Raw genomic sequence first — 23,554 nt, 5'->3', positions numbered from 1 at the left:
GGAGATCGAGAGATGAACATAGCTGTTGGAACGAAAAATAATACAAAAGTGAAAGCAGTAAAGGCTGTGTTTCATGAGGCACACTATACGATTATTTCGAGTGATGTGCAACCGAGTGTGTCAAAACAACCGTTTTCCGACGAAGAAACGTTGCAAGGTGCGATTGAGCGAGCGACGTTAGCTGTTTGTAAACAACAAGCACATATCGGGATTGGTTTAGAAGGTGGTGTGTTCGTTGCACAAAATGGGGGAATTTGGTTATGTAATTGGGGGGCGCTCGTTGATCGCGATGGAGTTGTTGTTGTGGCAGGAGGGGCACGTATTCCCCTCCCCGCTGAAATCGGTGAACAATTAAGAAGTGGAAAAGAATTAGCTGAAGTGATGGATGAATACGCAAATCGCCGCGACGTTCGTTCAAATGAAGGAGCGATTGGTATTTTGACGAACGGAGCGATCGATCGAACAACGATGTATACACATATTGTTCATATGTTAAAAGGGCAGTATGAACATCAAAAGAAAGGATGGATAGATAGATGAAAACAATTGAACGTATAGAGCAATATAATGAAGTCATTCAACAAGGGAAAGTTATTATGATGTTTACAGCTGATTGGTGTCCAGATTGTCAAGTTATCAAGCCGATTTTGCCAGAAATCGAAGAACAGTTTTCGGATTATACGTTTTATGCGGTTGATCGCGATCAATTGCTCGATTTGTTTACAGCGCATAACGTATTCGGCATTCCAAGTTTTATCGCTTATGAAAACGGACAAGAACGAGGCCGATTTGTCAGCAAAGATCGGAAAACAAAAGAAGAAATCGTTGCTTTTATTGAACATTTAGGTGAGCGTGATGAATAGTAAACAAATAAGCGAGCATATTCAACAGCGATTATCTCATTATCCGTGGGAGTTTCAATGGGATCGAAAAAAAGATACACTTCGCATTGAACATCGTGAAACGAAAAAAGGAGTGACGATCTCCTTACCTCCAATTATTGCGAAATGGGAACTGGAAAAAGAGCGCGCTATTGATGAAGTCGTTTATTATGTAGAACAAACATTGAATGCATTACATGATGATTCATCGTTGCATGGAAAAGAAAAACATGTATATCCGGTTATTCGCTCTACTTCATTTCCGACAAAGACGAACGAAGGAGCGATGTTTATTTATGATGAACATACAGCAGAAACGCGCATTTATTATGCACTTGATTTAGGAACAACGTATCGGCTTATTGATGAGCGGTTAGTTGAATCGGAGCGCTGGGATGTGCAACAATTAAAAGAAATTGCACGTTTTAATGTGCGTTCCTTGCCTACAACGGTAAAAGAAGACCGTGTTGCAGGTAATACGTTTTACTTTTTAAATACAAACGATGGGTATGATGCAAGTCGCATATTAAATGATGCTTTTTTGAAAAAGTTTTCTGAAAAAATAAAAGGAACGATGTTATTGGCCGTTCCTCATCAAGATGTGCTTATTATTGCTGACATTGAGAACGAAATCGGATATGATGTACTTGCGCAGTTGACGATGAGTTTTTTTGCAAGCGGTAGAGTGCCGATTACCGCCCTCTCATTTTTATACGAAGATGGGCAACTTCAACCGATTTTTATTCTTGGAAAAAATCGTCGAAAGGATGAGAAACAATGAATGTATTTTACAATCGTGAAGGGATCGGAGATACGTTACTTATTACATTGAAAGCTGTCGATCCGCAAGTGCGAGCTTTTGAGAAAAAAGGAGATGTCGTGCGCATTTTCAATGAGCAGACAGGTGAGACAGTCGGTTACAATATTTTTCACGCATCTACATACGGTACATTTGAAGGAAATGGGGTCATTGAACGAACAGAACAACTGATTGCGACAATTAATGATATACTTCAAAAAAACGGTGTAGATGAGCAAGTAGCGGCTGATTTTTCACCGAAGTTTGTCGTTGGTTACGTGAAACAAAAAGAGAAACATCCGAATGCTGATAAGTTAAGCGTTTGTCAAGTCGATGTCGGTACGGAAACGTTGCAAATTGTATGTGGCGCTCCAAACGTTGAAGCTGGACAAAAAGTTGTTGTTGCAAAAGTTGGGGCAGTCATGCCAAGCGGTCTTGTCATTCAAGAGGCAGAGCTACGTGGCGTAAAATCTTACGGAATGATTTGTTCTGCACGCGAACTAAACTTACCGAACGCTCCTCAAGAGAAAGGCATTCTCGTTTTAAATGATGAGTACGAAGTAGGCCAACCATTTTTCAGCTGACTTCCGTTGCGGCAGTCAGCTTTTTTTTGTGATAAAATAAAACTGAATGTACAAAGAAAGAGTGAGGACTGAATGGGTTGGTTAAAGGCATTATTTCGTTATTTATTTGGAGAGAACGATGAGATAAAAGAGACGCGAAAACACTCTCCGTCCGTACCAAAAAACGAACATAAAGAGATGGAGGCGAAAGTCGTTTATGAATATCCGAAAGGGAAGTTTCGCTTTCCGTTAATTCCAGATGAACCGAAAGAAAGAAGAAAAGATAGAACAGATGAACCGTTGCCACAAACGGGTTCATTCGAGAAAAAAGTATATCGTCTCGATCGTAAAGCAAGTGAATCACGCGCATTTCGCCCAACGGATGTCCCATCACCTGTATTTGGTTATCAAAGAATGGAACGTGTAGAACGAAAAAATGAAGATAAACAAATGGTTGAATTTGAACTTCCGATCGTTGAAAAAGTCGAAACAAACGAATGTGTGAATGTAGAGGCAACTGAATCGATAGAAAAAGAAGAACATTTTGTTGCTGAGACAAACGAACATGCGCATATACAGGAGAGTGAGCCACTTCGTCATGAGGTGGACGATTTTGTTCATGAAAAGGAAGACGAAAAGCAAGAAGAAACAGAAATTGTTGAAGAAAAAACGGAACAAAAGCAGCCACAAGAAAATAGAGAACAAGGGAGAGAAGAAGAAAAGGAGAAACAAGTACGGCAACGAAGTGGTGTGCCATACAATGTGATGATGTTAAAGCAAGATCGAGAAAAATGGAAAGAGCGACAAAAACAGTCAACATACGTGTTTCCGTCCTTATCATTGCTGCATCCACCACTCATCCGTCAAGAAGATGATGAAACATGGTTAAAAGAACAAGCGGAGCGGTTGAACGAGACGTTTAAAAATTTTAACGTTGGAGCAAAGGTTGTCCATGTAACGAAAGGGCCGACAGTTACTCGTTTTGAAGTACAGCCGGAACTTGGCGTGAAAGTGAATAAAATTACGAATTTAGCAGATGATATTAAATTAAATTTAGCAGCTGTCGATATTCGGATGGAAGCACCTATTCCAGGGAAAAACACAATAGGGATTGAAGTGCCGAATCGATCAAGTCGCCCGGTCTTTATTCGCGAAGTGTTACAAAGCGAAGCGTTTCAAAAGTCAGACTCTCCATTAACCGTTGCTTTAGGATTAGATATTTCAGGGAGACCCGTTGTGACCGATTTAAAAAAGATGCCTCATGGATTGATCGCTGGGGCAACAGGATCAGGGAAAAGTGTATGTATGAATGCGATGTTAGTCAGCTTGTTGTATAAAGCAACACCACATGAAGTGAAGTTGCTACTGATCGACCCGAAAATGGTTGAGCTTGCACCATATAATCATATTCCACACTTAGTCAGTCCGGTCATCACTGATGCAAAAGCAGCAACAGCAGCGTTAAAATGGGCTGTATCTGAAATGGAGCGACGATACGAACTATTTGCACATACGGGTGTACGTGATATAGTTCGTTATAACGAGTTAGTGCGAAAAGCACAAAAGCCGGAACAACATTTACCTTATATCGTTATTGTCATTGATGAGCTTGCCGATTTAATGATGGTTGCGCCAGCTGACGTCGAAGAAGCGATTTGCCGTATTGCTCAAAAAGCGCGAGCATGTGGTATGCACTTGCTTGTTGCTACACAGCGACCATCGGTGGACGTGATTACCGGTTTAATTAAAGCAAATATTCCAACACGCATTGCCTTTTCTGTATCGTCACAAATTGATTCACGCACGATTATTGATATAAACGGCGCGGAAAAGTTACTGGGGCGAGGCGATATGTTATTTTTAGAAAATGGAACGGCGAAACCGATTCGTTTACAAGGAAATTTCGTATCCGATGAAGAAATTGAGCGCGTCGTTGCCCATGTGCGTCAGCAAATGGAACCATCTTATTTATTTCAACATGACGAGCTGTTGCAACAACATGTACAAGCTGATGAAGATGATGAATTGTTTTATGAGGCGTGTGAGTTTGTTGTTCAACAGGGGGGCGCTTCCACATCAAGTTTACAACGCCGCTTTCGCATTGGCTACAATCGAGCGGCACGTTTAATTGAGATGATGGAACAACGCGGAATCGTATCAGCTCCGAAAGGAAGTAAGCCGCGTGATGTTTTAATTGATGAGCAAGATCTTGAGCAACTACAAGATACGATTTAGATCAAGTGGTCGTGAAATAGAAAACATGCTATGCTAAATAAGTGAAAACGATGGTTGAAGGGGAAAGCAAAATGAAAGAAATCGAATTAAAGCTACAAGGAAAGATTAAACGGCTAACGAATAAAACGTTTAAATTTGATGAACGTGTGCGAGATGGTTGGTTTTCAGCTGTATATTTTTTAAAAACGCGCGAAATTGTAAAAGAATTTCGTCCAAATAATATTGTCACGATGCAGTTTTTCCAAAAAGAACATGCCGTCTTATGCGGAACGGATGAAGTGATTGCTTTGTTGCATACATTTGCGGACGAACCAGAAAAATTAGAAATTTATTCATTAAAAGACGGAGATAAAATTAGCCCGTTTGAAACGGTGTTGACCATCACAGGTCCGTATCAAAATTTCGGATATTTAGAAGGGATTATTGACGGGATTTTGGCGCGCCGAACATCTGTAGCAACAAACGTGTATAACGTCGTTAAAGCTGCCGCTTTGTCAGGTGTGCAAAAACCGGTCATTTTTATGGGGGATCGTGATGACCATTTTATGATGCAAGCGGGTGATGGATATGCCGCTTTTATTGGCGGTTCAACCGCGCAAGCGACCCATGCGATGAACGAATGGTGGGGGAAACAAGGAATGGGAACGATGCCGCATGCGCTCATTCAATTGTTTGATGGGGATGTTGTTGCGGCAGCAAAGGCGTACCATACAAAATATCCAGATGACGATTTAATCGTTCTTGTCGATTATAATAATGACTGTATTACAGATGCGCTGAAAGTGGCGCGAGAGTTCGGTGATAAGTTAAAGGCTGTTCGCGTCGATACGTCTCGAACGATGATCGATCAATATTTTATTCGTCACCCAGAAGTGCTTGGCACATTTGATCCGCGCGGTGTCAATCCACCACTTATTTTCGCTTTGCGTGAGGCACTTGATCGCGAAGGATTTGAGCATGTGAAAATTGTTGTTAGTGGCGGATTCAACGAACAGCGCATTATTGAGTTTGAAAAACAAGGTGTGCCAGTTGATATGTACGGTGTAGGAAGCAGTTTGTTAAAAGTACACATCGGCTTTACTGGCGATAACGTATTGTTAAACGGAAAACATCAAGCGAAAGCAGGGCGCCGTTATCGTCCAAATCCACGCCTTGAAAAAGTGGAGTATACTGGTCAGTAACACGGAAAAACTGATAGAAGAATGATGCTTCTATCAGTTTTTCTTATCATCGCGGTGAAACGATGGTATAATGAAGTTTGTTACATAAGATGAAAATAGCAAAACGTAATTTGTGTCATATACTGCTATATAGATCAACGATAGTTGGTGGAGGTTTTTTTATGACTATTTACCATTTTGTCGGCATTAAAGGTACTGGAATGAGTGCACTTGCTCAAGTGTTACATGATATGAAATGTGTTGTGCAAGGTTCAGACTATGATAAGCGGTTTTTTACGCAAGAGGCTTTAGAAGAACGTGGGATTCCCATTCTTCCATTTCGGGCGGAAAATATTCAAAAAAATATGGTTGTGATTGCAGGGAACGCATTTCCAGATACTCATGAAGAAATTGTAGCCGCTCGCGAACTCGGTGTACCAGTCATTCGTTATCATCAGTTTTTAGGTGAATTTTTGCAGAAATTTACTAGTATCGCTGTGACTGGCGCCCATGGGAAGACATCGACAACAGGATTGCTCGCTCATGTGATGCAAGGAGCGCAACCGACGTCATATTTAATCGGAGATGGTTCCGGAAAGGGAAGAGAAGGAAGTAAATATTTTGTATTTGAAGCGTGCGAATATCGTCGTCATTTTTTAGCATATTGCCCTGATTATGCGATTATGACAAATATTGATTTCGATCATCCAGATTATTTTGCAAATATTGAAGATGTGTTTTCTGCATTTCAACAAATGGCGTGGCAAGTGAAAAAAGGAATTATTGCTTGCGGGGATGATGAATATTTACAAAAAATTCAAGCGAAAGTTCCTGTTGTTTTTTATGGGTTTGCTGAAGATAATGATTTTCAAGCACGAAATATTGTGAAAACATCAGAAGGTACATCGTTTGATGTGTTTGTGCGCCATACGTTTTTTGCTTCTTTCCATATTCCTCGATATGGCGATCATAACGTACTGAATGCGCTTGCTGTCATTGCGCTTTGCCATTACGAAGGGATTGATGTGAGCATTATTCAAGAACGATTAAAAACGTTTCCTGGGGTGAAACGTCGCTTCCACGAGAAACCGTTTGGTTCACAAGTGCTTATTGATGATTATGCTCATCATCCGACGGAAATACGGGCAACGATCGAGGCGGCAAGACAAAAGTATCCAGATCGTCAAATTGTTGCGATTTTTCAACCGCACACATATACACGGACGCAAACATTTTTACAAGAATTTGCTGAAAGTTTATCGCTTGCTGATGCGGTATATTTGTGCGATATTTTTGGCTCAGCGCGCGAGCACCAAGGGAAATTATCCATCGAGGATTTGCGTGCAAAAATTGATGGGGCTAAACTGTTGCATGAGGAACAAGTTGACGTGTTAAAACACCATGATCACGCTGTCCTTATTTTTATGGGAGCAGGCGATATTCAAAAATTTCAAGAGAAATACGAACAATCGGTTCACGTATAAGCAAAAAGCAACTATGATGCGCTCATAGTTGCTTTTTTCATTTGTTCGTATGTGACGTTCCAATGTGAAGCATGCCACTTTACTCCTTGTTCAGTCACCCATAACACTTGAGGAGATTCATGCTTTACTTGGAGCGCTTCTGCGATATGCTGTGACAACGGACGAGCGTGTTGTACATGTAAGTAATAGGCGCGAATGTGTGGAAAATCGTTTGTAAACCGTTCAAATTCTAGCCATGCCCGATGGCTAATTGGGCATGTAAGGCTATGTTTCATAAATAAAAACGGGCGATGTGACAAGAAAATTTGCTCAAATTGTTCAATTGTTTCAACTTTCTCCATGTGCATCAGTTCCTTTATTCAAACGTTTTTCGACATCATGAACCGCTTGTTCCGTTTCTTTTAATAACTGTTCCACATCTGATGAAGGGAGCGGAATCGGGATAGATGAAATGGAATGCGATTTCTCTTGTTCGCTTTTTATCGGTTCTTCTTTTTCTTCACTTTTTCTCCATTCATTTATATTGCTTTCTTTGAAATCATTCAACAGTTGTTTTCCATGTTGTGCTGATTCGGTTAATAACTGCTTTCCGCGTTCGCTCGACAAAAAGAGTGCTGCTGCTGCACCTGCAATTCCCCCAACAATGGCCCCGAGTAGAAAAGAACCGTTTTTTGCCATATGAATGCCTCCTTACTTTCGTTTCTCTTTCCATTTTGTCCATATTTCAATGAGTGTTTGTCCCCACTGAATCGCCTGCGCAATTTTTTTTTCGTTTGTTGTTAACGTTTTAGAAATCGAGTCGCTAAATGTTTGAACGGTAACACCTACTTGTTTTACTGCATCGAATACGCTTTGCAAGCTTTCTGCTTTTTTATGCACGTCATCTGCAAGCGCGTTCGTCTTATGTAGTAATTGTGCCGTTTCTTTCCCAATTTCATGCATTTGTTTTTCAACTTCTTCTACTGTTTTTGCAACGTGTTGTAACGTCGTTTGAAGTGTTTTTAATGTTTGGACGACATAAATAACTAAAATGAGAAAGGCGATGGAGATGAGCGCAATGCTACTATACAAAACGATGTTCATTGTAAAACCCCTTTCTGTCTATCTTACATTTCATTCGACAAAAAGAGAAAAAATCCTGCAAAAAACTCCAAATTTTTTGTAGATCGGTTACAATATACATGTACATACGATGGAATGGAGGAATACAAAATGAAAGATCCACGCATTGAAAAATTAGCGAAAAATTTAATTCATTACTCGCTTCGCCTACAAAAAGGGGAGAAAGTATTAATCGAAAACTTCGGTTTGCAGCGAGAGCTCGTCATTGCACTTGTGCGTGAAGCGTATGCTGTAGGAGCGTATCCGTTTGTTTCATTAAAAGATCATCAAGTCGATCGTGCGCTTCTGCTTGGTGCACAAGAAGAGCAGTTTCACATGATGGCTGAATTTGAAGCAAACGTCATGAAAGAAATGGATGCTTACATCGGCTTACGTGCAGGGGATAACATTAATGAGTTTGCGGATGTACCAGCTGACAAAATGAAAATTCATGGAAAAACAATTATGCAAAAAGTGCATCGGGACATTCGTGTACCGAAAACGAAATGGGTCGTGCTCCGCTATCCGAATCCGTCTATGGCACAGCTTGCGAAAATGAGTACAGAGGCGTTTGAAGATTTTTATTTCAACGTATGTAACTTAGACTACGGCAAAATGGATAAAGCGATGGATGCCCTTGTTGAGTTGATGAATAAAACAGACGAAGTGCGCATTACAGGACCAGGTACAGATTTAACGTTCTCCATTAAAGATATTCCTGCTATAAAATGTTCAGGTCAAATGAACATTCCAGACGGAGAAGTATATACCGCTCCTGTTCGCGATTCCGTCAATGGTACAATTACATTTAATACGCCTTCACCTTATCAAGGCTTTACGTTTGAAAATGTCAAATTAACGTTTAAAGACGGAAAAATTATTGAAGCAACAGCAAACGATACAGAACGTATTAATCAAATTTTTGATACAGATGAAGGGGCGCGTTACATCGGCGAATTTGCAATCGGAGTCAACCCGTACATTCAACATCCGATGCAAGACATTTTATTTGATGAAAAAATCGATGGTAGCTTCCATTTCACACCAGGTCAATGTTACGATGAAGCGTACAATGGCAACCATTCGAACATCCATTGGGATATGGTTATGATTCAACGTCCAGAATATGGTGGCGGTGAAATATATTTTGATGGTGTGCTCATTCGTAAAGACGGCCGTTTTGTTCTCCCAGAGTTAGAGCCGTTAAATCCAGAAAACTTAAAATAAAAGAAAAAAGCAACTATGGGCTGCTCATAGTTGCTTTTTCTTCTGCCAAATAATTTCAAGTTGATCACCTGGGGCAAGCGTCTCGTAAAATGTTGTCGGTTTTCCGTTTTTCAGTAATGTAAATGTTGTTGACGCTCCTTGAGGAATATCAACTTGGACGTATTGAAATATATCTTGAAAAATAAACGGCTCGATTTTTCGCTCGCTAAATTGAAGCTCATCTCCATGTTGAACGAGATCGTCCTCATGAAGCTGTTCACCGTTACGATAAAACGCACCAATTTGTTTTGTTAATGTTAACGTTTCACCGTTAAATATAATTGGAAGCGAGTAATGAATGTTCAACTGTCTTGCTTCCGCTATTTGAGCGATTGTTCGCTGTTTTTGTTCATGAACGACGATGTGATCGCCGTCTTCAAATGGGGTATAGCGTTGGCACTCCATTCCATTTCGACATATCGTTGCGCACCATTCAGGAAACTTTATTTTTTTTCCGTTTAACGTGATCGTAAATGGCTCGAGATGTTGGAGAAGATGGTCGTTTTTTGTTGCTTGCAAAAGTTGTTCCATCGTTTCTGGCATATGGACGACAATGGCGTCTCGATCACATAAAACAGCATCGAGGGAAGCAAGTTCCCCGTTCCGCAACACAAGCGGTTCAATCGTATATTGTTGCCCATTGATCGTCACTTGTTTTGTCGGTAATGATTCAAGCAAATCACGAAGTTGAATGGTTGCTTGCTTTCCGTCTTTCCCTTTTTCAACAACGATATGGTCGCCGTTTTTAATCGGTGTATCGAACGTTGCTGGTTCACCGTTTCTCATAATGATTGGTGGCTCTCCGTGTGTTCCGGGAACTGTAATTGTATTTCCATTGAGCGTAACGACGCAAGCTAAGCCGGGTTTGCCGTATAGTTTATGTAATTGAATACCTGCAGTTAATAGTGCATCACCGATCGTCAATTGTTTCATATCAAATAAACGAATCGATTGTCCGTTTACCTCTACTGTTACGTATTGAATGGGTGTTTGCTTTGCAGCGATCGCAATGCCAATAGGGGTTACGAGTTCTGGACGATGTTTCATTTCTTCACGATCGATGTGCAATTTTTGAATGGCATCAATGCCGCGAATGGCGACGCGATTTTCTGGCAGATGAAGTTTTTGAGCAAGCCGTTTTGGCAGTTCTGGCGTCAAGCTTCCTCCTCCAACAAGCATCACCGCTTTCGGCGGTTGATCGTTATTTAATCGTAAAATTTCTTGGCTGATCGCATCAGCAAGTCGATCAATCGCCTCAGAAATAGTTGCAATCATTTGTTCGCGAGACACTTCTGTTTCAAAACCGAGAATGTCTGTAATCGTTACTGTTTCTTTTGTATGTAAGTCACGTTTTGCCTGTTCAGCAAGAGGGAAATCGAGTAAATATGCATCAGAAATCGCTTCTGTAATTTCATCGCCCGCCATCGGTACCATTCCGTAAGCAATCACTGTCCCGCCATCTGTAATCGCGATATCAGACGTTCCTGCACCAATATCTACAAGCGCAACATTTAATCGCCGCATCGTCGGAGGGATGAGTACATTTAGGGCAGCGATCGGTTCGAGTGTTAGCGCCTCCATTTCTAAATGGGCACGTTGCAATGCTGCAAGAAGCGACTCGACGACAAGTTTCGGTAAAAATGTGGCGATGACTTCAACGCTCGCTTCATCTCCTTGTTGATCAATTAAGCTGCCGATTTCTTCACCATCAATTTCATAGCGCGTCACCGAATAACCGACGCAGTAATAATGATGACTTTTTTCATTCGATGATTTTTCCGCTAACGTCATTTGTGCTTGTTGAACGGCGGCGAGTTCTAAGTATGTGACATCTTCATGAGTTAAAAGCGGTTTTCCTTTCACTGAAATCGTTGTTTTTCCTTTTTCTGTTTTTAATGAACGACCTGCTGCTGCGACGCATACACGTGTAAGAGGCCCATGCCGTTCCTCTAACGTTTTTTTTATATCGATAATGACTTTCGCAACAGCAAGTACGTCATGAATTTGTCCGTCAAGCATGGCCCGTTCTTCATGTTCTTTGATGACAATGTCTTCAACTTGATATTGTCCGTCTGTTTCCTTTAAAATAATGCCAACCACTGAACGAGTGCCGATATCTAATGCAAAAATCAAGCTTCCCACCTTCTTTTTCGAAAATTAAAAAATTCTTTATTGCTTAAACGCGTTTTATAAATAAAGGGGTGACAACTTTATCCACTTCGTTTATAATAATCTCTAATTATATAGAAATGTACCATATTTTTTAGCTTATATAAAGAAAGGATGAGATGAATGAGTAACGAACGATTAGATGAGCTGAGAGCAAAGATTGATGAGTTAAATTTACAGTTGTTAAAGTTAATTAATGAACGTGGACGCCTTGTTCAAGAAATCGGGAAAATTAAAGATGCCCAAGGGACGTATTTTTATGATCCTGTTCGTGAAAGAAAAATGTTGGATTTAATTTTAGAACATAACGACGGCCCGTTTGATACGGCGACGTTAAAACATATTTTTAAAGAAATTTTTAAAGCCGGTCTTGATTTACAAGAAGATGATCATAAAAAAGCATTGCTCGTATCTCGAAAGAAAAAGCCAGAAAATACGATTGTCGATGTGAAAGGGGAAAAAATCGGCGATGGCAATCAATATTTTGTCATGGGACCATGCGCCGTTGAAAGCTATGAACAAGTGGCGGAAGTTGCACAAGCAATCAAGCGTCACGGTTTAAAATTGTTGCGAGGGGGAGCGTATAAACCACGCACATCACCATACGATTTCCAAGGTCTTGGAGTAGAAGGGTTAAAAATTTTAAAACGTGTAGCAGATGAATTCGATTTAGCGGTTATTAGTGAAATTGTGACGCCTGCAGATATTGAAACAGCGCTTGATTATATTGACGTCATTCAAATCGGGGCGCGCAATATGCAAAACTTTGAGTTGCTCAAAGCGGCTGGGCAAGTGAATAAACCGGTGTTGTTAAAGCGTGGATTAGCTGCAACGATTGAAGAGTTTATTCATGCGGCAGAATACATTATGTCGCAAGGAAATGGACAAATCATTTTGTGTGAACGTGGCATTCGCACATATGAAAAAGCGACGCGCAACACGCTTGACATTTCTGCAGTGCCGATTTTGAAAAAGGAAACGCACTTACCTGTTTTTGTTGATGTGACACATTCGACAGGGCGTCGAGATTTACTCTTACCGTGTGCGAAAGCAGCGCTTGCCATTGGGGCGGATGGCGTCATGGCTGAAGTGCATCCTGATCCTGCTGTGGCGTTATCTGATTCCGCACAACAGATGGACATTGATCAGTTCAATGAGTTTATGGAAGAATTAAAATCATTTCAAAAACAATTTGTAAAAGCATAACGAGAAGAAGCTGGTGATTTGTTCGCCAGCTTTTCTTTTTCTTATGAATTTATTTGTGAAAACGTTGCACTTGGGTAATCATTTATCGTATGATATTTTTACATAAAATTGCGATGTACGACAGTTTTCGATATATAGAGCGCTGAAAAGGAGTGTGTATGTGATGAATGTAACAATTTATGATGTCGCAAGAGAAGCAAACGTGTCGATGGCGACCGTTTCACGTGTAGTAAATGGGAACCCAAACGTAAAGCCTTCTACACGCAAAAAAGTATTAGAAGTGATTGAGCGACTCGGATATCGTCCGAATGCGGTGGCGCGCGGATTAGCAAGTAAGAAGACGACGACAGTCGGAGTAATTATTCCAGATATATCAAGCATTTTCTTTGCAGAAATGGCTCGCGGCATCGAAGATATTGCAACGATGTATAAGTATAACATTATTTTAAGTAATTCAGATCAAAATAAAGAAAAAGAGCTGCATTTATTAAATACGATGTTGGCAAAACAAGTCGATGGCATTTTATTTATGGGCGGCGATGTCACTGAAGAGCATGTCGAGCAGTTTAAAAAGTCAGATGTACCGATTGTATTAGCTGCAACCATTGAAAAAAACAATATTATTCCATCCGTCAATATTGACTATGAGCAAGCGGCATATGATGCAGTACATATGTTAATCAAAAAAGGACATAAACGAATTGCTTATGTGACAGGGCCGCTAAATGACCCAATTAACGGATTGAAAAAATTAGCTGGTTATCGCCGTGCTTTAGAAGAAGCGAATATTGCTTATGATGACGAGCTCGTCGTTGAAGGGGATTACACGTATGATTCAGGAATGGAAGCATATGAAAAACTAGCCGAACTTGCCCAGCGACCAACAGCCATTTTTGTTGGGACAGATGAAATGGCGCTTGGTGTCATTCATGGGGCCCAAGACCGTGGTGTGCGCATTCCTGATGAATTAGAGGTAGTCGGTTTTGATAACACTCGTTTAGCTACAATGGTTCGCCCGAAGCTAACGACAGTCGTACAGCCGATGTACGATATTGGTGCGGTAGCGATGCGTTTATTAACAAAATATATGAACAAAGAACATGTGGACAATCACATTGTTGTATTACCACATCGAATTGAATATCGCGATTCGACAAAATCATAAAGAGGCAGAAGCCTCTTTATGATTTTTTTATAAATTTAATCGTTGTTTATTGCTTCGAATTGGTTGAAGTGCTTTGATGACAGTTTGGGCATTTTTTTCTGTAATTTCTGCCTTTCTCGGAATGGGTGGATATAAGTCGTCCGGGTCATCCCACTCGAGCGGTAAAGAAACGGGTGCATGTTGTTGCCAGCGAGCAATCCATTCTTTCGGTAAATGTCCAGAAATATCGGATTGTTCTGTCATTTCAAGCCATAATAGCGCCCATGCACGCGGAACAACGCGCCAAATGTCGTATCCTCCGCCACCGACTGCAATCCAACGACCGTTGCAATATTGATGAGCAATTTGATGTGCAAGTTTTGGAATTTCACGATACATGCGCATCGTCCCACATAAATGAGTTAACGGATCGTAATAATGAGCGTCCACACCGTTTTGGGTTAAAATGACGTCAGGCCGAAAGAAGTCGGCGATTTCCATGAGTGCCTCTTTATATGCTGCTAGCCAAGACTCATCTTCTGTAAACGCGTCGACAGGAATGTTAAAGGAGTAACCATATCCTTTTCCTTGTCCTCGTTCATTGACATTTCCTGTACCAGGGAATAAGTAACGTCCTGTTTCATGAATGGAAAATGTACAAACATTTGGATCGTCATAAAACGTCCATTGTACTCCATCACCATGATGAGCATCTGTGTCGACGTATAAAACGCGGACACCGTATTTTTCTTGCATATATTTAATGGCGACAGAACTGTCATTGTAAATGCAAAATCCGGATGCTTTGCCGCGGAATCCATGATGAAGCCCTCCGCCTAAACTGAGCGCATGCTCGACTTTTCCAGAAAGCACGTAATCAACCGCTGTTAATGTTCCCCCAACAAGAAGGGCGCTCGCTTCATGCATATTTGGAAAAATAGGTGTATCTTCCGTTCCTAAGCCATAATTGATTGCAATTTCTTCTGAAAGTTGTCCCTTCCCCGCTTTTTTTACTGCTTCAATGTAATCCATATCGTGAACAAGAGCTAGCTCTTCATCTGTGGCAAGACGCGGTGCTACAATTTGTGAATCATGGAGCGCACCGACCGTTTGTAATAAGTCATACGTTAGTTTGACACGCAGTTGATTGAACGGATGGCGATCATGGAATTTATACGTTTGAAATGCATCGGAATAAACGAACACACTATTTTTGCTCATGATGAAACCCCCGGCAAGTTTGGCCATAGTACGTCGTATCCTTGCGCTTTTAAATCATCAATAATCGCCATCGGGTTCATCGTTTGAATACGAAACACGAGCACTTTATACTTTTCATCTTGATCAGGATATACAAGAACGCTTGAAATATTGATGTTCCGTTTTTGAAAAACAGAAGCGACTTCACTTAACATCCCTGTTCGGTTCGGCACTTTAATTTCAATTTGTGAGCCGGGCTGATGAGCCCCTGTTAATTGTACGAGCGTATATAGCAAATCGCTTTCCGTAATAATGCCGACGAGTTTATTTTCTTTGACGATTGGCATGCAGCTGATGCGATGTTCGTAAAATAAAGCTGCCACTTCTTCGACGAAATCAAGCGGGTGACCTGTAATGACGTTTGTTTTCATAATGGTGCTTAACGGTTTTTGTAAATCTTCTACATGTTCATTTGCATGAAAGATCGATGGACTTGCATCGCGTAAATCGCGATCGGTGACGATTCCAATAACATGATATTCCTCATCGACAATTGGTAAGTGACGAATGTTTTTTTGCTTGACAACATTTAACGCATCGGCAATTGTATTTGACGGCTTTAGTGCGATGACATCTGTTTTCATCATTTGTTCGACAATCATTTCCCCATCCCCTTTGTTTTTTAATACATAAAGCGGTTCATAAAGCGAAGTTGATCAAACTTTTGGATCGATTGTTGATCGACGCGCTTCCCAATGCGCGCCATTAAGCAGTTAGCTGGATGCGAACAAATTTCAGGATCGTCCGTTGCATACCAAACGAGTCCGCCCGCGTTCATCATTTTCTCCATCACTTTCCGATATTCCCATACGTTTAAACCGGTTCGTTTTAAATCCCAATGCCAATAGTACTCTGTTGTAATAATGATGTAATCTTCCATCGCATCGTCCATCATCGCTACTTTCAATAAATTTTTTCCGACGCCACATCCCCGAAAGTCTGGAATAACTTCGATTGCCCCGAGTTCGATTAAATTTTCCATCTTCCCTTGTGACCATCTTTCAAGCGGGTCAGGATACAAAAACGTGACGTAACCAACGATCGTATGACCGTGGCGTGCAATAATAATTCGGCCTTCTGGAAGGCCTGCAATTTCAATGAGCGCTTGATGTTGCTGGTGCGGTTGTCGAAATGCTGTTAAATCATGATGAAATTCGTAGCTAGCTAATTTTTCTGGGGAAATCGGTCCCTCAATAATTAACGTCCCTTTCGGTGTTTTTAATTGTTTTGCGTTATATGTTTTTTTATGCTCCATTGCCCCACCGCCTACTGAAATAATCTCACTTCAATTATACATAAAAAAATAAAAATTAAATCGTTTTCATAATAAACATAAATGAAAATTTTTTAAAAATTGAGAAATTGTTTATAGTATAATATAATACGAATGTAAACACTTCAAACAAGGGGGAGTTTGGGATGATTAAAGTGGAAACGCTACCAGTCATTCAAGGGGATTTCAATTTAAAAAATTATGAAGAAACGTATAAAACGTTTGACTGGTCTGAAGCAGAAAAATATTTTTCGTGGTATGAAACAGGAAAAGTAAACATGGCGTATGAAGCGATTGATCGTCATGCAGAAACGTTCCGAAAAAACAAAGTGGCTCTTTATTATCGTGACGCGACAAGAGAAGAAAAATACACATTTAAAGAAATGAAGGAGTTTTCAAACAAAGTAGCCAACGTGTTAAAAGAAGTGGCCGATGTAGAAAAAGGCGATCGCGTCTTCATTTTTATGCCTCGCTCGCCTGAACTGTACTTCTCTGTGCTTGGAGCAATTAAACTTGGCGCAATTGTTGGACCTCTTTTCGAGGCGTTCATGGAAGGAGCAGTACGTGACCGTTTAGAAGATAGCGAAGCAAAAGTGATTATTACGACGCCGGAGCTTTTACCACGTGTACCTGTAAATGAATTACCAGCATTAAAATACGTATTTTTAGTTGGAGATGACATTAAAGAAGAAGGGCCATTTTTTGATTTGAAAAAGCGGATGAACGCAGCAAGCAAACATTTTCAGATTGAATGGGTCGGACGCGAGGACGGACTTATTTTACATTATACATCTGGTTCAACAGGAAAACCAAAAGGTGTACTGCATGTGCATAACGCGATGATTCAACATTGTCAAACAGCAAAATGGGTATTAGATTTAAAAGAAGATGACGTATATTGGTGCACGGCTGATCCAGGTTGGGTGACAGGAACTTCGTACGGCATTTTCGGTCCATGGCTTTGTGGGGCATCAAATGTCATTGTAGGTGGGCGCTTTAACCCTGAAGCATGGTATAAAACGATTGAAGACTACGGTGTTACGGTATGGTATAGTGCACCGACGGCGTTTCGTATGTTAATGGGTGCTGGGGACGAGCTTGTGAAAAAGTTTGATTTGCGCTCGCTTCGCCATATTTTAAGCGTAGGGGAACCGCTCAATCCAGAAGTCGTCCGTTGGGGAATGAAAGTGTTCAATCGCCGTATTCACGATACGTGGTGGATGACAGAAACAGGGGCACAACTCATTTGTAACTATCCGTGTATGGAAATTAAGCCGGGATCGATGGGGAAACCAATTCCAGGAGTAAAGGCAGCGATTGTTGACGATCAAGGAAATGAATTACCGCCATATCGCATGGGCAATTTAGCAATTAAAAAAGGTTGGCCTTCGATGATGCGCGCGATTTGGAACAATCCACAAAAATACGAGTCGTACTTCTTACCTGGTGATTGGTATGTATCGGGCGATTCGGCATATATGGATGAAGACGGATATTTCTGGTTCCAAGGACGAATTGATGATGTCATTATGACAGCGGGAGAGCGTGTTGGTCCGTTTGAAGTGGAAAGCAAACTCGTTGAACATCCTGCTGTTGCAGAAGCAGGTGTTATCGGAAAGCCAGATCCGGTGCGCGGTGAAATTATTAAAGCGTTTGTTGCTTTACGAGAAGGGTACGAGCCATCAGAAGAATTAAAAGAAGATATTCGTAACTTTGTGAAAAAAGGTTTAGCTGCGCATGCGGCGCCACGTGAGATCGAGTTCCGTGATAAGCTGCCAAAAACGCGAAGTGGAAAAATTATGCGTCGCGTCTTGAAAGCTTGGGAACTAAACTTACCGACAGGTGATTTATCAACAATGGAAGACTAAAAAAATCGGGCATGGCCCGATTTTTTTAGTTTGTTGATGACTGTTCTTCTGTTGGTATTTCTATCGGTTGTTCATCGGTTGATTGCTCGGGTGGTGTCGCAGGTAACATACGAACGATATTGGACGGATTCGATTCCAATCCAGCAATATCGACAGCCGTCACGTAATATATTCCTTGTTTTAACGGTATGCTTTTTTGTTCGCCTTTACGAATTGTTGCGATAACTTGAAACGTTGCTGTTTCGGATGAAGCGTAGTATACCCGATAACCGATGACGTCTTGTTCATGATGTTCGTTCCAAACGAGCGTCGTTCCTTTTTGTTGTGCAGCTAGTGGGTCAGGTTTTTTCCCGTTTTCTTGAAGCGTTTTTGCGACAAATACATGTTTCCATTTATCGTTTTGCGGGAGTAATTTGCTCATATCTTTTATATGTTGAATTCCCCACGCTTCAAGTAACGAAGCATCAATCATCACACCTTCTTTTGTAAATTCTTTCGGTGTTGTCGGTAAAGAGGCGTATCGTTCTCCGTTCAACTCAACGAAAGCTCCGCTAATTAAATACGGGTCTTCTTTTTTCGGTACAAACGCTGTATTGAATAAATCGCTTTCGATCAGTCCGAATCGTTTACACGTTTCTGATGGAAGTAATCCAGAAATTGCGCAATATGAGCGTTGGACAATTCCTCCAGGCATTTGGAATCGTTCTTTCGGCGCAATCAATTCTGGGCGAATATCGTACGCCCCATTCATCAGCTGTGCCCATAGCAATAAGTTTCTTTGTGAATATGATAACCCTTTATAGCTTTTTTCAAGCGGTTTTGGTGTATCGTATCCTATCCAAGTACCGAACGTTACATTTGGATTTGTCGCAACAAACCAAGCGTCCTTTGTATTTTGGCTCGTTCCTGTTTTTCCAGCCCAATCTGCTGAAAATTTTAACTTGCCATTTAAAAAGGCTGCTGTGCCAGAGCGAATCACATCGCGCATCATATCGATTGTTAAATACGCTGTTTGAGGCGAAAACACCTCAACTGGTTTTGTCTCGTGTTCATATACAACTTTTCCGTTTTTATCGACAATTTTTTCGATTAAATACGCGTCAATGAACTTTCCATCATTTGCAAACGTTGCATATGCGTTTACATTTTCTTCGATCGTTACTCCTTTTGTTAATCCCCCAAGGGCAAGGGATAAATGATGTCCATCTCCCGTTGTTAAGCTTGTGAAGCCCATTTTTTCTAAATATGAAATGGGGCGTTGGTCGATGATGCGCGCATATGTCCGAATCGCAGGAATGTTATACGATTTTTTTAGCGCATGACGAACCGATGTTAAGCCGTGTGTTTTACCATCTGCATTTTTTGGGCGATATGGGCCTTGTTGTGTAGGAATTTCTAAATCAATATCTGGAATGACAGATCCCGGTTGAATAATGCCCATTTCCATTGCTGGTGCATAGACGAGAAGCGGCTTCATCGTTGAACCGTTCGAACGATACGCTTGGGTGGCGTGATTCAGTTGTTCTCTGTTATAATCTCGTCCACCGACAAAGCTAATAATACGCCCTGTTTTGTTTTCGATTAAAATCGCTCCGACTTCTACCGGTTGACGAACAGAAATCATTTGTCCTGTTTTTTCATCTCTTTTCCGAACAACTGTATCGCTTCCAAAGTACGGATATTTTTCGACAATCGCTTTCATCCGCTCATATATGTCTTTATCAATCGTTGTGTAAATCGTGTAGCCGTTTTGGCGTAATTGTTTTTCGGCTTTTTCGGCATATTCTTTATATAACTGGTCGTTGGAACGTACATCTTGCCGTTCGTATCCATCTTTTTTCGCTAATAAATCGATGAAAATCTCTTTAGCGCGACGTTCGATTTCAAACGTCAGCCATGGATATTTTTCCACTGGAGATGGCAAGGAAGAAACAAAGTCTTTTGTAATGTCGTATGATAACGCGTCCTTATATTGCTCTTCTGAAATGTATCCAGCTTTTTTCATGCGCGTTAATACAGTTTTCATTCGATTTAGCGCAGGAGATAGATCGCTTTTTAGTTCCCCTTCGCTTGTAAACGGTGTATAGCGAAATGGACTTTGTGGCAATCCTGCTAAAAAAGCAGCTTGCGGCAGCGTTAATTCTTTTGCATCGACGCCGAAAACGCCTTTTGCGGCAGCTTGCACGCCGGCAATATTTCGCCCAGATGCGTTCCTCCCGAACGGCACAACGTTAATGTAGGCTTCCAATATTTCATCTTTTGAGAAAAACTTTTCAAGTCGTAAAGCGAGCAACACTTCTTTTGCTTTTCTCTCAAACGACACTTCGCTCGTTAAAATTTGATTTTTTACAAGCTGTTGAGTTAATGTACTTCCTCCGCTACGTGTCGAGGAGTTTGTTGCTTCTTGGAAAATGGCACGTATAATAGCTTTTGGTACAACCCCTTTATGTTCATAAAAATGTTCATCTTCTGTAGCGATGACCGCTTGAATGAAATGAGGGGAAACTTGTGAAAGTTTGACTTCATCGCGTTCTAAATCCGAACGGAAATAGCCAAGATATTCACGATTAGCAAAATAAATATGCGTTGTTTCTTCATAGTTATAAATATCTTTTTTCATTTCTTTGTAAGGAATTGGCTTGGCATCTTTCACAAGTGAGGCAAAATATCCCGCACCGACACCGAAGGCAAAACTGAATGCGCATAAACAGGCGATCAATATAATTAAACATACATTCCAAATCACTTCGTACGTAATCGTAAAATGATGCCATAGTTTTTGCCATGAAAATCGGACTTGTTTTTCTGACATAGTGACCTCCCATCCGTATTGTATTTTCATTATTATATCATAATTTGTTTTTTCGTATCGGAAAATGTCTAATTTTGTTTGAATATCTTGACAACAGTTGATGTTTTATGATAAAAGAGGGTATACTAACATGTAAATAATTGAGCGATGAGCGGAACGAGTAGTGCTTATCTCCCTGTTGACAGAGAGCTAGTGGTTGGTGCGAACTAGTACATAGGTAAGCATGAATTACCTCCGTGAGCATCTTTTGCGAACAGCTTGTGCGAAAGTAGCAAAAGACGGTATAGGCCGTTATGTCAATGAAGCGAGAGAACATATATGTTCTCTAAGTAGGGTGGTACCGCGATGAAACTCGTCCCTTCATAATGAAGGACGGGTTTTTTTGTTTCCATAATAAACAGAAAGGGTGGTTGCAATGGATTTGCTTCAAGATTTACAATTTCGCGGTTTAATTAATCAAATGACAGATGAAGATGGACTGAAAGCGCTGTTAGCAGAGGAAAGCGTCAAAGTATATTGTGGTTTTGACCCAACGGCAGATAGTTTGCATATCGGTCATTTGCTTCCGATTTTAATGTTGCGTCGTTTTCAACAAGCTGGTCACCAACCGATTGCGCTCGTTGGTGGAGCAACGGGACTGATTGGAGATCCGAGTGGAAAAAAAGCAGAGCGAAAATTAAATGAAAAAGAGACGGTCGCTTATTACAGTGAGCGAATTAAACAACAGTTAAGCCGCTTTTTAGATTTTGACAAAGATGACAATCCAGCGATTATCGCAAATAACTACGAGTGGATCGGTTCGCTTGATGTCATTACATTTTTGCGTGATGTCGGGAAAAACTTTGGAATTAACTACATGCTTGCGAAAGAATCTGTACAGTCGCGATTGGAAACAGGAATTTCGTTTACAGAGTTTAGTTATATGATTTTGCAGGCATACGACTTTTTGAAGCTGTATGAAATGTATGGATGCAAGTTGCAAGTTGGCGGAAGTGACCAATGGGGGAACATTACGGCGGGGCTCGAGCTCATTAGAAAAACAGAAGAAGATGCAAAAGTGTTTGGATTAACAGTTCCGCTCGTAACAAAAGCAGACGGAACAAAGTTTGGGAAAACAGAAGGTGGAGCGGTATGGCTTGATGCTGACAAAACGTCTCCATATGAGTTTTATCAATTTTGGATTAATACAGATGATCGTGATGTTGTAAAATATTTGAAGTACTTTACGTTTTTATCGCACGAAGAAATTATGGAATTAGAAAAACAAACAGCTGAAGCACCGGAAAAACGGGCAGCACAAAAAGCATTAGCTGCGGAGATGACGCGTCTCGTTCATGGGGAGGAAGCGTTGCAACAGGCAATCAACATTTCTGAGGCGCTCTTTAGCGGAGAAGTAGCAAAATTAACAGCAAATGAGATTGAACAAGGTTTTAAAGATGTACCATCGTATGTATGTCATGAAAAGGAAGTGGCGCTTGTTGATTTGCTCGTAGCGAGTGGCATTTGTCCATCGAAACGTCAAGCTCGCGAGGACGTAGCGAATGGAGCGATTTACGTAAACGGCGAGCGCATGCAAGACGTAAATAAAATAATGACAGAAGAAAATCGCATTGAAGGACGCTTTACGATTATTCGCCGCGGCAAGAAAAAATATTATTTAATTCGTTATGCATAAAAAATCCTCTCTGCTTTGGCAGAGAGGATTTTTTATTAACGTGAGTAGAACTCAACGATTAATGCTTCGTTAATTTCTGCAGGCAATTCAGAGCGTTCAGGTAAACGAGTGTAAGTACCTTCTAATTTGTCTGCATCAAGCGTTAAGTAATCAGGTACAAAGTTGTTCACTTCAAGCGCTTCTTTAATAATTTGAAGGTTGCGAGATTTTTCGCGAACAGAAATTGTTTGACCTGGTTTTACACGATAAGATGGGATGTCAACGCGGCTGCCATCAACTAAAATATGACCGTGGTTAACTAATTGGCGAGCTTGACGGCGAGTGCGCGCGAAACCTAAACGGTAAACAAGGTTGTCTAAACGAGACTCAAGTAAGATCATGAAGTTTTCACCATGTTTACCAGCCATTTTACCAGCTTCTTCGAACGTTTTACGGAATTGACGTTCGTTTACACCGTACATATGGCGAAGTTTTTGCTTCTCTTGAAGCTGCATACCATATTCAGATAATTTTTTGCGTTGTCCTGGACCATGTTGACCTGGTGGGTAAGGACGTTTTTGTAATTCTTTACCTGTACCGCTCAATGAAATGCCAAGGCGGCGAGAAATTTTCCAAGTTGGACCTGTATAACGAGCCATAAATGCTCCTCCTTTGTTTT

21 protein-coding genes and 1 other annotated feature are annotated in these 23,554 nt (G+C 40.9%); of the genes, 12 read left to right on the top strand and 9 right to left on the bottom strand.

Annotated features, from left to right (window positions below):
• Nucleotides 1-12 precede the first annotated feature (12 nt).
• The 7 genes from AFK25_RS11920 to murC all read left to right on the top strand — a co-directional run bounded on the left by AFK25_RS11920 (nucleotide 13) and on the right by murC (nucleotide 7,122).
• Entirely contained in the window at nucleotides 13-540 is a 528-nt protein-coding gene (locus AFK25_RS11920) for a DUF84 family protein (protein WP_019416647.1), read from the top strand.
• Complete coding sequence (locus tag AFK25_RS11915) at nucleotides 537-863, top strand: thioredoxin family protein (protein WP_009361574.1); 327 nt, start codon at nucleotides 537-539, stop codon at nucleotides 861-863. The genes AFK25_RS11920 and AFK25_RS11915 overlap by 4 nt, the downstream gene beginning before the upstream one ends.
• Nucleotides 856-1,662 (top strand): DUF1444 domain-containing protein, encoded by an 807-nt coding sequence (locus tag AFK25_RS11910; protein ID WP_009361573.1) that lies wholly within the window; start codon nucleotides 856-858, stop codon nucleotides 1,660-1,662. The genes AFK25_RS11915 and AFK25_RS11910 overlap by 8 nt, the downstream gene beginning before the upstream one ends.
• On the top strand, nucleotides 1,659-2,264 hold the full coding sequence (gene ytpR / locus AFK25_RS11905) for a YtpR family tRNA-binding protein (protein WP_009361572.1): 606 nt from the start codon (nucleotides 1,659-1,661) through the stop codon (nucleotides 2,262-2,264). The genes AFK25_RS11910 and ytpR overlap by 4 nt, the downstream gene beginning before the upstream one ends.
• 72 nt (nucleotides 2,265-2,336) lie before the next feature.
• Nucleotides 2,337-4,478, top strand: a complete 2,142-nt coding sequence (locus AFK25_RS11900; RefSeq protein WP_009361571.1) for a DNA translocase FtsK — start codon at nucleotides 2,337-2,339, stop codon at nucleotides 4,476-4,478.
• Nucleotides 4,479-4,549: 71 nt separating this feature from the next.
• Nucleotides 4,550-5,659: a nicotinate phosphoribosyltransferase gene (locus AFK25_RS11895; RefSeq protein ID WP_009361570.1), complete on the top strand. Its 1,110-nt coding sequence runs from the start codon at nucleotides 4,550-4,552 to the stop codon at nucleotides 5,657-5,659.
• Nucleotides 5,660-5,820: 161 nt separating this feature from the next.
• A complete protein-coding gene (murC, locus tag AFK25_RS11890; protein WP_009361569.1) occupies nucleotides 5,821-7,122 on the top strand; it encodes a UDP-N-acetylmuramate--L-alanine ligase in 1,302 nt (433 codons plus the stop codon).
• An 11-nt stretch (nucleotides 7,123-7,133) separates the two neighbouring features.
• On the opposite strand, the gene ytxJ is transcribed toward murC, so the two are convergent.
• From ytxJ to AFK25_RS11875, 3 genes are read right to left on the bottom strand one after another with little or no spacing between them, the layout of a single operon-like run.
• The gene (gene ytxJ, locus AFK25_RS11885) at nucleotides 7,134-7,463 is read right to left on the bottom strand and encodes a bacillithiol system redox-active protein YtxJ (RefSeq protein ID WP_009361568.1); all 330 of its coding nucleotides are present in this window, start codon (nucleotides 7,461-7,463) and stop codon (nucleotides 7,134-7,136) included.
• Nucleotides 7,450-7,800, bottom strand: coding sequence for a hypothetical protein (locus AFK25_RS11880; protein WP_009361567.1), 351 nt, complete (start codon nucleotides 7,798-7,800; stop codon nucleotides 7,450-7,452). Before AFK25_RS11880 ends, ytxJ begins: the two co-directional genes overlap by 14 nt.
• A gap of 12 nt (nucleotides 7,801-7,812) precedes the next feature.
• Nucleotides 7,813-8,205 (bottom strand): DUF948 domain-containing protein, encoded by a 393-nt coding sequence (locus tag AFK25_RS11875; protein WP_009361566.1) that lies wholly within the window; start codon nucleotides 8,203-8,205, stop codon nucleotides 7,813-7,815.
• A gap of 129 nt (nucleotides 8,206-8,334) precedes the next feature.
• Here AFK25_RS11875 and AFK25_RS11870 point away from each other — a divergent pair, with 129 nt between their 5' ends.
• Nucleotides 8,335-9,450 (top strand): aminopeptidase, encoded by a 1,116-nt coding sequence (locus AFK25_RS11870; RefSeq protein ID WP_009361565.1) that lies wholly within the window; start codon nucleotides 8,335-8,337, stop codon nucleotides 9,448-9,450.
• Between the two features lie 24 nt (nucleotides 9,451-9,474).
• Here the strand turns inward: AFK25_RS11870 and AFK25_RS11865 are convergent, their stop codons facing one another.
• Nucleotides 9,475-11,631, bottom strand: a complete 2,157-nt coding sequence (locus AFK25_RS11865) for a cell division protein FtsA (RefSeq protein WP_035065310.1) — start codon at nucleotides 11,629-11,631, stop codon at nucleotides 9,475-9,477.
• A gap of 150 nt (nucleotides 11,632-11,781) precedes the next feature.
• Between AFK25_RS11865 and AFK25_RS11860 the strand changes: the two genes are divergently transcribed.
• Together AFK25_RS11860 and ccpA are read left to right on the top strand one after the other, a co-directional pair.
• A complete protein-coding gene (locus AFK25_RS11860) occupies nucleotides 11,782-12,864 on the top strand; it encodes a bifunctional 3-deoxy-7-phosphoheptulonate synthase/chorismate mutase (RefSeq protein ID WP_009361563.1) in 1,083 nt (360 codons plus the stop codon).
• A gap of 163 nt (nucleotides 12,865-13,027) precedes the next feature.
• A complete protein-coding gene (gene ccpA, locus AFK25_RS11855) occupies nucleotides 13,028-14,029 on the top strand; it encodes a catabolite control protein A (protein WP_035065564.1) in 1,002 nt (333 codons plus the stop codon).
• Nucleotides 14,030-14,056: 27 nt separating this feature from the next.
• On the opposite strand, the gene AFK25_RS11850 is transcribed toward ccpA, so the two are convergent.
• Genes AFK25_RS11850 through AFK25_RS11840 form a run of 3 tightly spaced genes read right to left on the bottom strand, consistent with a single transcriptional unit; the run spans nucleotide 14,057 to nucleotide 16,523 of the window.
• Nucleotides 14,057-15,229: an acetoin utilization protein AcuC gene (locus AFK25_RS11850; RefSeq protein ID WP_035065313.1), complete on the bottom strand. Its 1,173-nt coding sequence runs from the start codon at nucleotides 15,227-15,229 to the stop codon at nucleotides 14,057-14,059.
• Nucleotides 15,226-15,870 carry an acetoin utilization AcuB family protein gene (locus AFK25_RS11845; RefSeq protein WP_009361560.1) on the bottom strand — a complete coding sequence of 215 codons (645 nt, stop codon included), beginning with the start codon at nucleotides 15,868-15,870 and terminating at the stop codon, nucleotides 15,226-15,228. The genes AFK25_RS11850 and AFK25_RS11845 overlap by 4 nt, the downstream gene beginning before the upstream one ends.
• 20 nt (nucleotides 15,871-15,890) lie before the next feature.
• Nucleotides 15,891-16,523, bottom strand: a complete 633-nt coding sequence (locus tag AFK25_RS11840) for a GNAT family N-acetyltransferase (RefSeq protein ID WP_003398366.1) — start codon at nucleotides 16,521-16,523, stop codon at nucleotides 15,891-15,893.
• A 167-nt stretch (nucleotides 16,524-16,690) separates the two neighbouring features.
• Here AFK25_RS11840 and acsA point away from each other — a divergent pair, with 167 nt between their 5' ends.
• Complete coding sequence (gene acsA / locus AFK25_RS11835) at nucleotides 16,691-18,409, top strand: acetate--CoA ligase (protein WP_035065566.1); 1,719 nt, start codon at nucleotides 16,691-16,693, stop codon at nucleotides 18,407-18,409.
• A 25-nt stretch (nucleotides 18,410-18,434) separates the two neighbouring features.
• On the opposite strand, the gene AFK25_RS11830 is transcribed toward acsA, so the two are convergent.
• The gene (locus AFK25_RS11830) at nucleotides 18,435-21,221 is read right to left on the bottom strand and encodes a transglycosylase domain-containing protein (RefSeq protein WP_009361558.1); all 2,787 of its coding nucleotides are present in this window, start codon (nucleotides 21,219-21,221) and stop codon (nucleotides 18,435-18,437) included.
• A gap of 138 nt (nucleotides 21,222-21,359) precedes the next feature.
• Nucleotides 21,360-21,584: a binding site (T-box leader), on the top strand.
• A gap of 52 nt (nucleotides 21,585-21,636) precedes the next feature.
• Here AFK25_RS11830 and tyrS point away from each other — a divergent pair.
• Nucleotides 21,637-22,896, top strand: coding sequence for a tyrosine--tRNA ligase (gene tyrS / locus AFK25_RS11825; RefSeq protein ID WP_009361557.1), 1,260 nt, complete (start codon nucleotides 21,637-21,639; stop codon nucleotides 22,894-22,896).
• 35 nt (nucleotides 22,897-22,931) lie between these two features.
• On the opposite strand, the gene rpsD is transcribed toward tyrS, so the two are convergent.
• Nucleotides 22,932-23,534 carry a 30S ribosomal protein S4 gene (gene rpsD, locus AFK25_RS11820; RefSeq protein ID WP_006320770.1) on the bottom strand — a complete coding sequence of 201 codons (603 nt, stop codon included), beginning with the start codon at nucleotides 23,532-23,534 and terminating at the stop codon, nucleotides 22,932-22,934.
• Nucleotides 23,535-23,554: the final 20 nt, after the last annotated feature.

The sequence above is a fragment of the Anoxybacillus gonensis genome, from assembly GCF_001187595.1.
In the GTDB taxonomy this organism is placed as follows: domain Bacteria; phylum Bacillota; class Bacilli; order Bacillales; family Anoxybacillaceae; genus Anoxybacillus; species Anoxybacillus gonensis.
This window is presented reverse-complemented; position numbering and strand designations above follow the sequence as displayed.

What these genes read in the sequence shown, in the direction of transcription:
- AFK25_RS11920 (WP_019416647.1), top strand. Translation starts at nt 13, where the DNA reads ATGAACATAGCTGTTGGAACGAAAAATAATACAAAAGTGAAAGCAGTA.
- AFK25_RS11915 (WP_009361574.1), top strand. Translation starts at nt 537, where the DNA reads ATGAAAACAATTGAACGTATAGAGCAATATAATGAAGTCATTCAACAA.
- AFK25_RS11910 (WP_009361573.1), top strand. Translation starts at nt 856, where the DNA reads ATGAATAGTAAACAAATAAGCGAGCATATTCAACAGCGATTATCTCAT.
- ytpR (WP_009361572.1), top strand. Translation starts at nt 1,659, where the DNA reads ATGAATGTATTTTACAATCGTGAAGGGATCGGAGATACGTTACTTATT.
- AFK25_RS11900 (WP_009361571.1), top strand. Translation starts at nt 2,337, where the DNA reads ATGGGTTGGTTAAAGGCATTATTTCGTTATTTATTTGGAGAGAACGAT.
- AFK25_RS11895 (WP_009361570.1), top strand. Translation starts at nt 4,550, where the DNA reads ATGAAAGAAATCGAATTAAAGCTACAAGGAAAGATTAAACGGCTAACG.
- murC (WP_009361569.1), top strand. Translation starts at nt 5,821, where the DNA reads ATGACTATTTACCATTTTGTCGGCATTAAAGGTACTGGAATGAGTGCA.
- ytxJ (WP_009361568.1), bottom strand. Translation starts at nt 7,463, where the DNA reads ATGGAGAAAGTTGAAACAATTGAACAATTTGAGCAAATTTTCTTGTCA.
- AFK25_RS11880 (WP_009361567.1), bottom strand. Translation starts at nt 7,800, where the DNA reads ATGGCAAAAAACGGTTCTTTTCTACTCGGGGCCATTGTTGGGGGAATT.
- AFK25_RS11875 (WP_009361566.1), bottom strand. Translation starts at nt 8,205, where the DNA reads ATGAACATCGTTTTGTATAGTAGCATTGCGCTCATCTCCATCGCCTTT.
- AFK25_RS11870 (WP_009361565.1), top strand. Translation starts at nt 8,335, where the DNA reads ATGAAAGATCCACGCATTGAAAAATTAGCGAAAAATTTAATTCATTAC.
- AFK25_RS11860 (WP_009361563.1), top strand. Translation starts at nt 11,782, where the DNA reads ATGAGTAACGAACGATTAGATGAGCTGAGAGCAAAGATTGATGAGTTA.
- ccpA (WP_035065564.1), top strand. Translation starts at nt 13,028, where the DNA reads ATGAATGTAACAATTTATGATGTCGCAAGAGAAGCAAACGTGTCGATG.
- AFK25_RS11850 (WP_035065313.1), bottom strand. Translation starts at nt 15,229, where the DNA reads ATGAGCAAAAATAGTGTGTTCGTTTATTCCGATGCATTTCAAACGTAT.
- AFK25_RS11845 (WP_009361560.1), bottom strand. Translation starts at nt 15,870, where the DNA reads ATGATTGTCGAACAAATGATGAAAACAGATGTCATCGCACTAAAGCCG.
- AFK25_RS11840 (WP_003398366.1), bottom strand. Translation starts at nt 16,523, where the DNA reads ATGGAGCATAAAAAAACATATAACGCAAAACAATTAAAAACACCGAAA.
- AFK25_RS11830 (WP_009361558.1), bottom strand. Translation starts at nt 21,221, where the DNA reads ATGTCAGAAAAACAAGTCCGATTTTCATGGCAAAAACTATGGCATCAT.
- tyrS (WP_009361557.1), top strand. Translation starts at nt 21,637, where the DNA reads ATGGATTTGCTTCAAGATTTACAATTTCGCGGTTTAATTAATCAAATG.
- rpsD (WP_006320770.1), bottom strand. Translation starts at nt 23,534, where the DNA reads ATGGCTCGTTATACAGGTCCAACTTGGAAAATTTCTCGCCGCCTTGGC.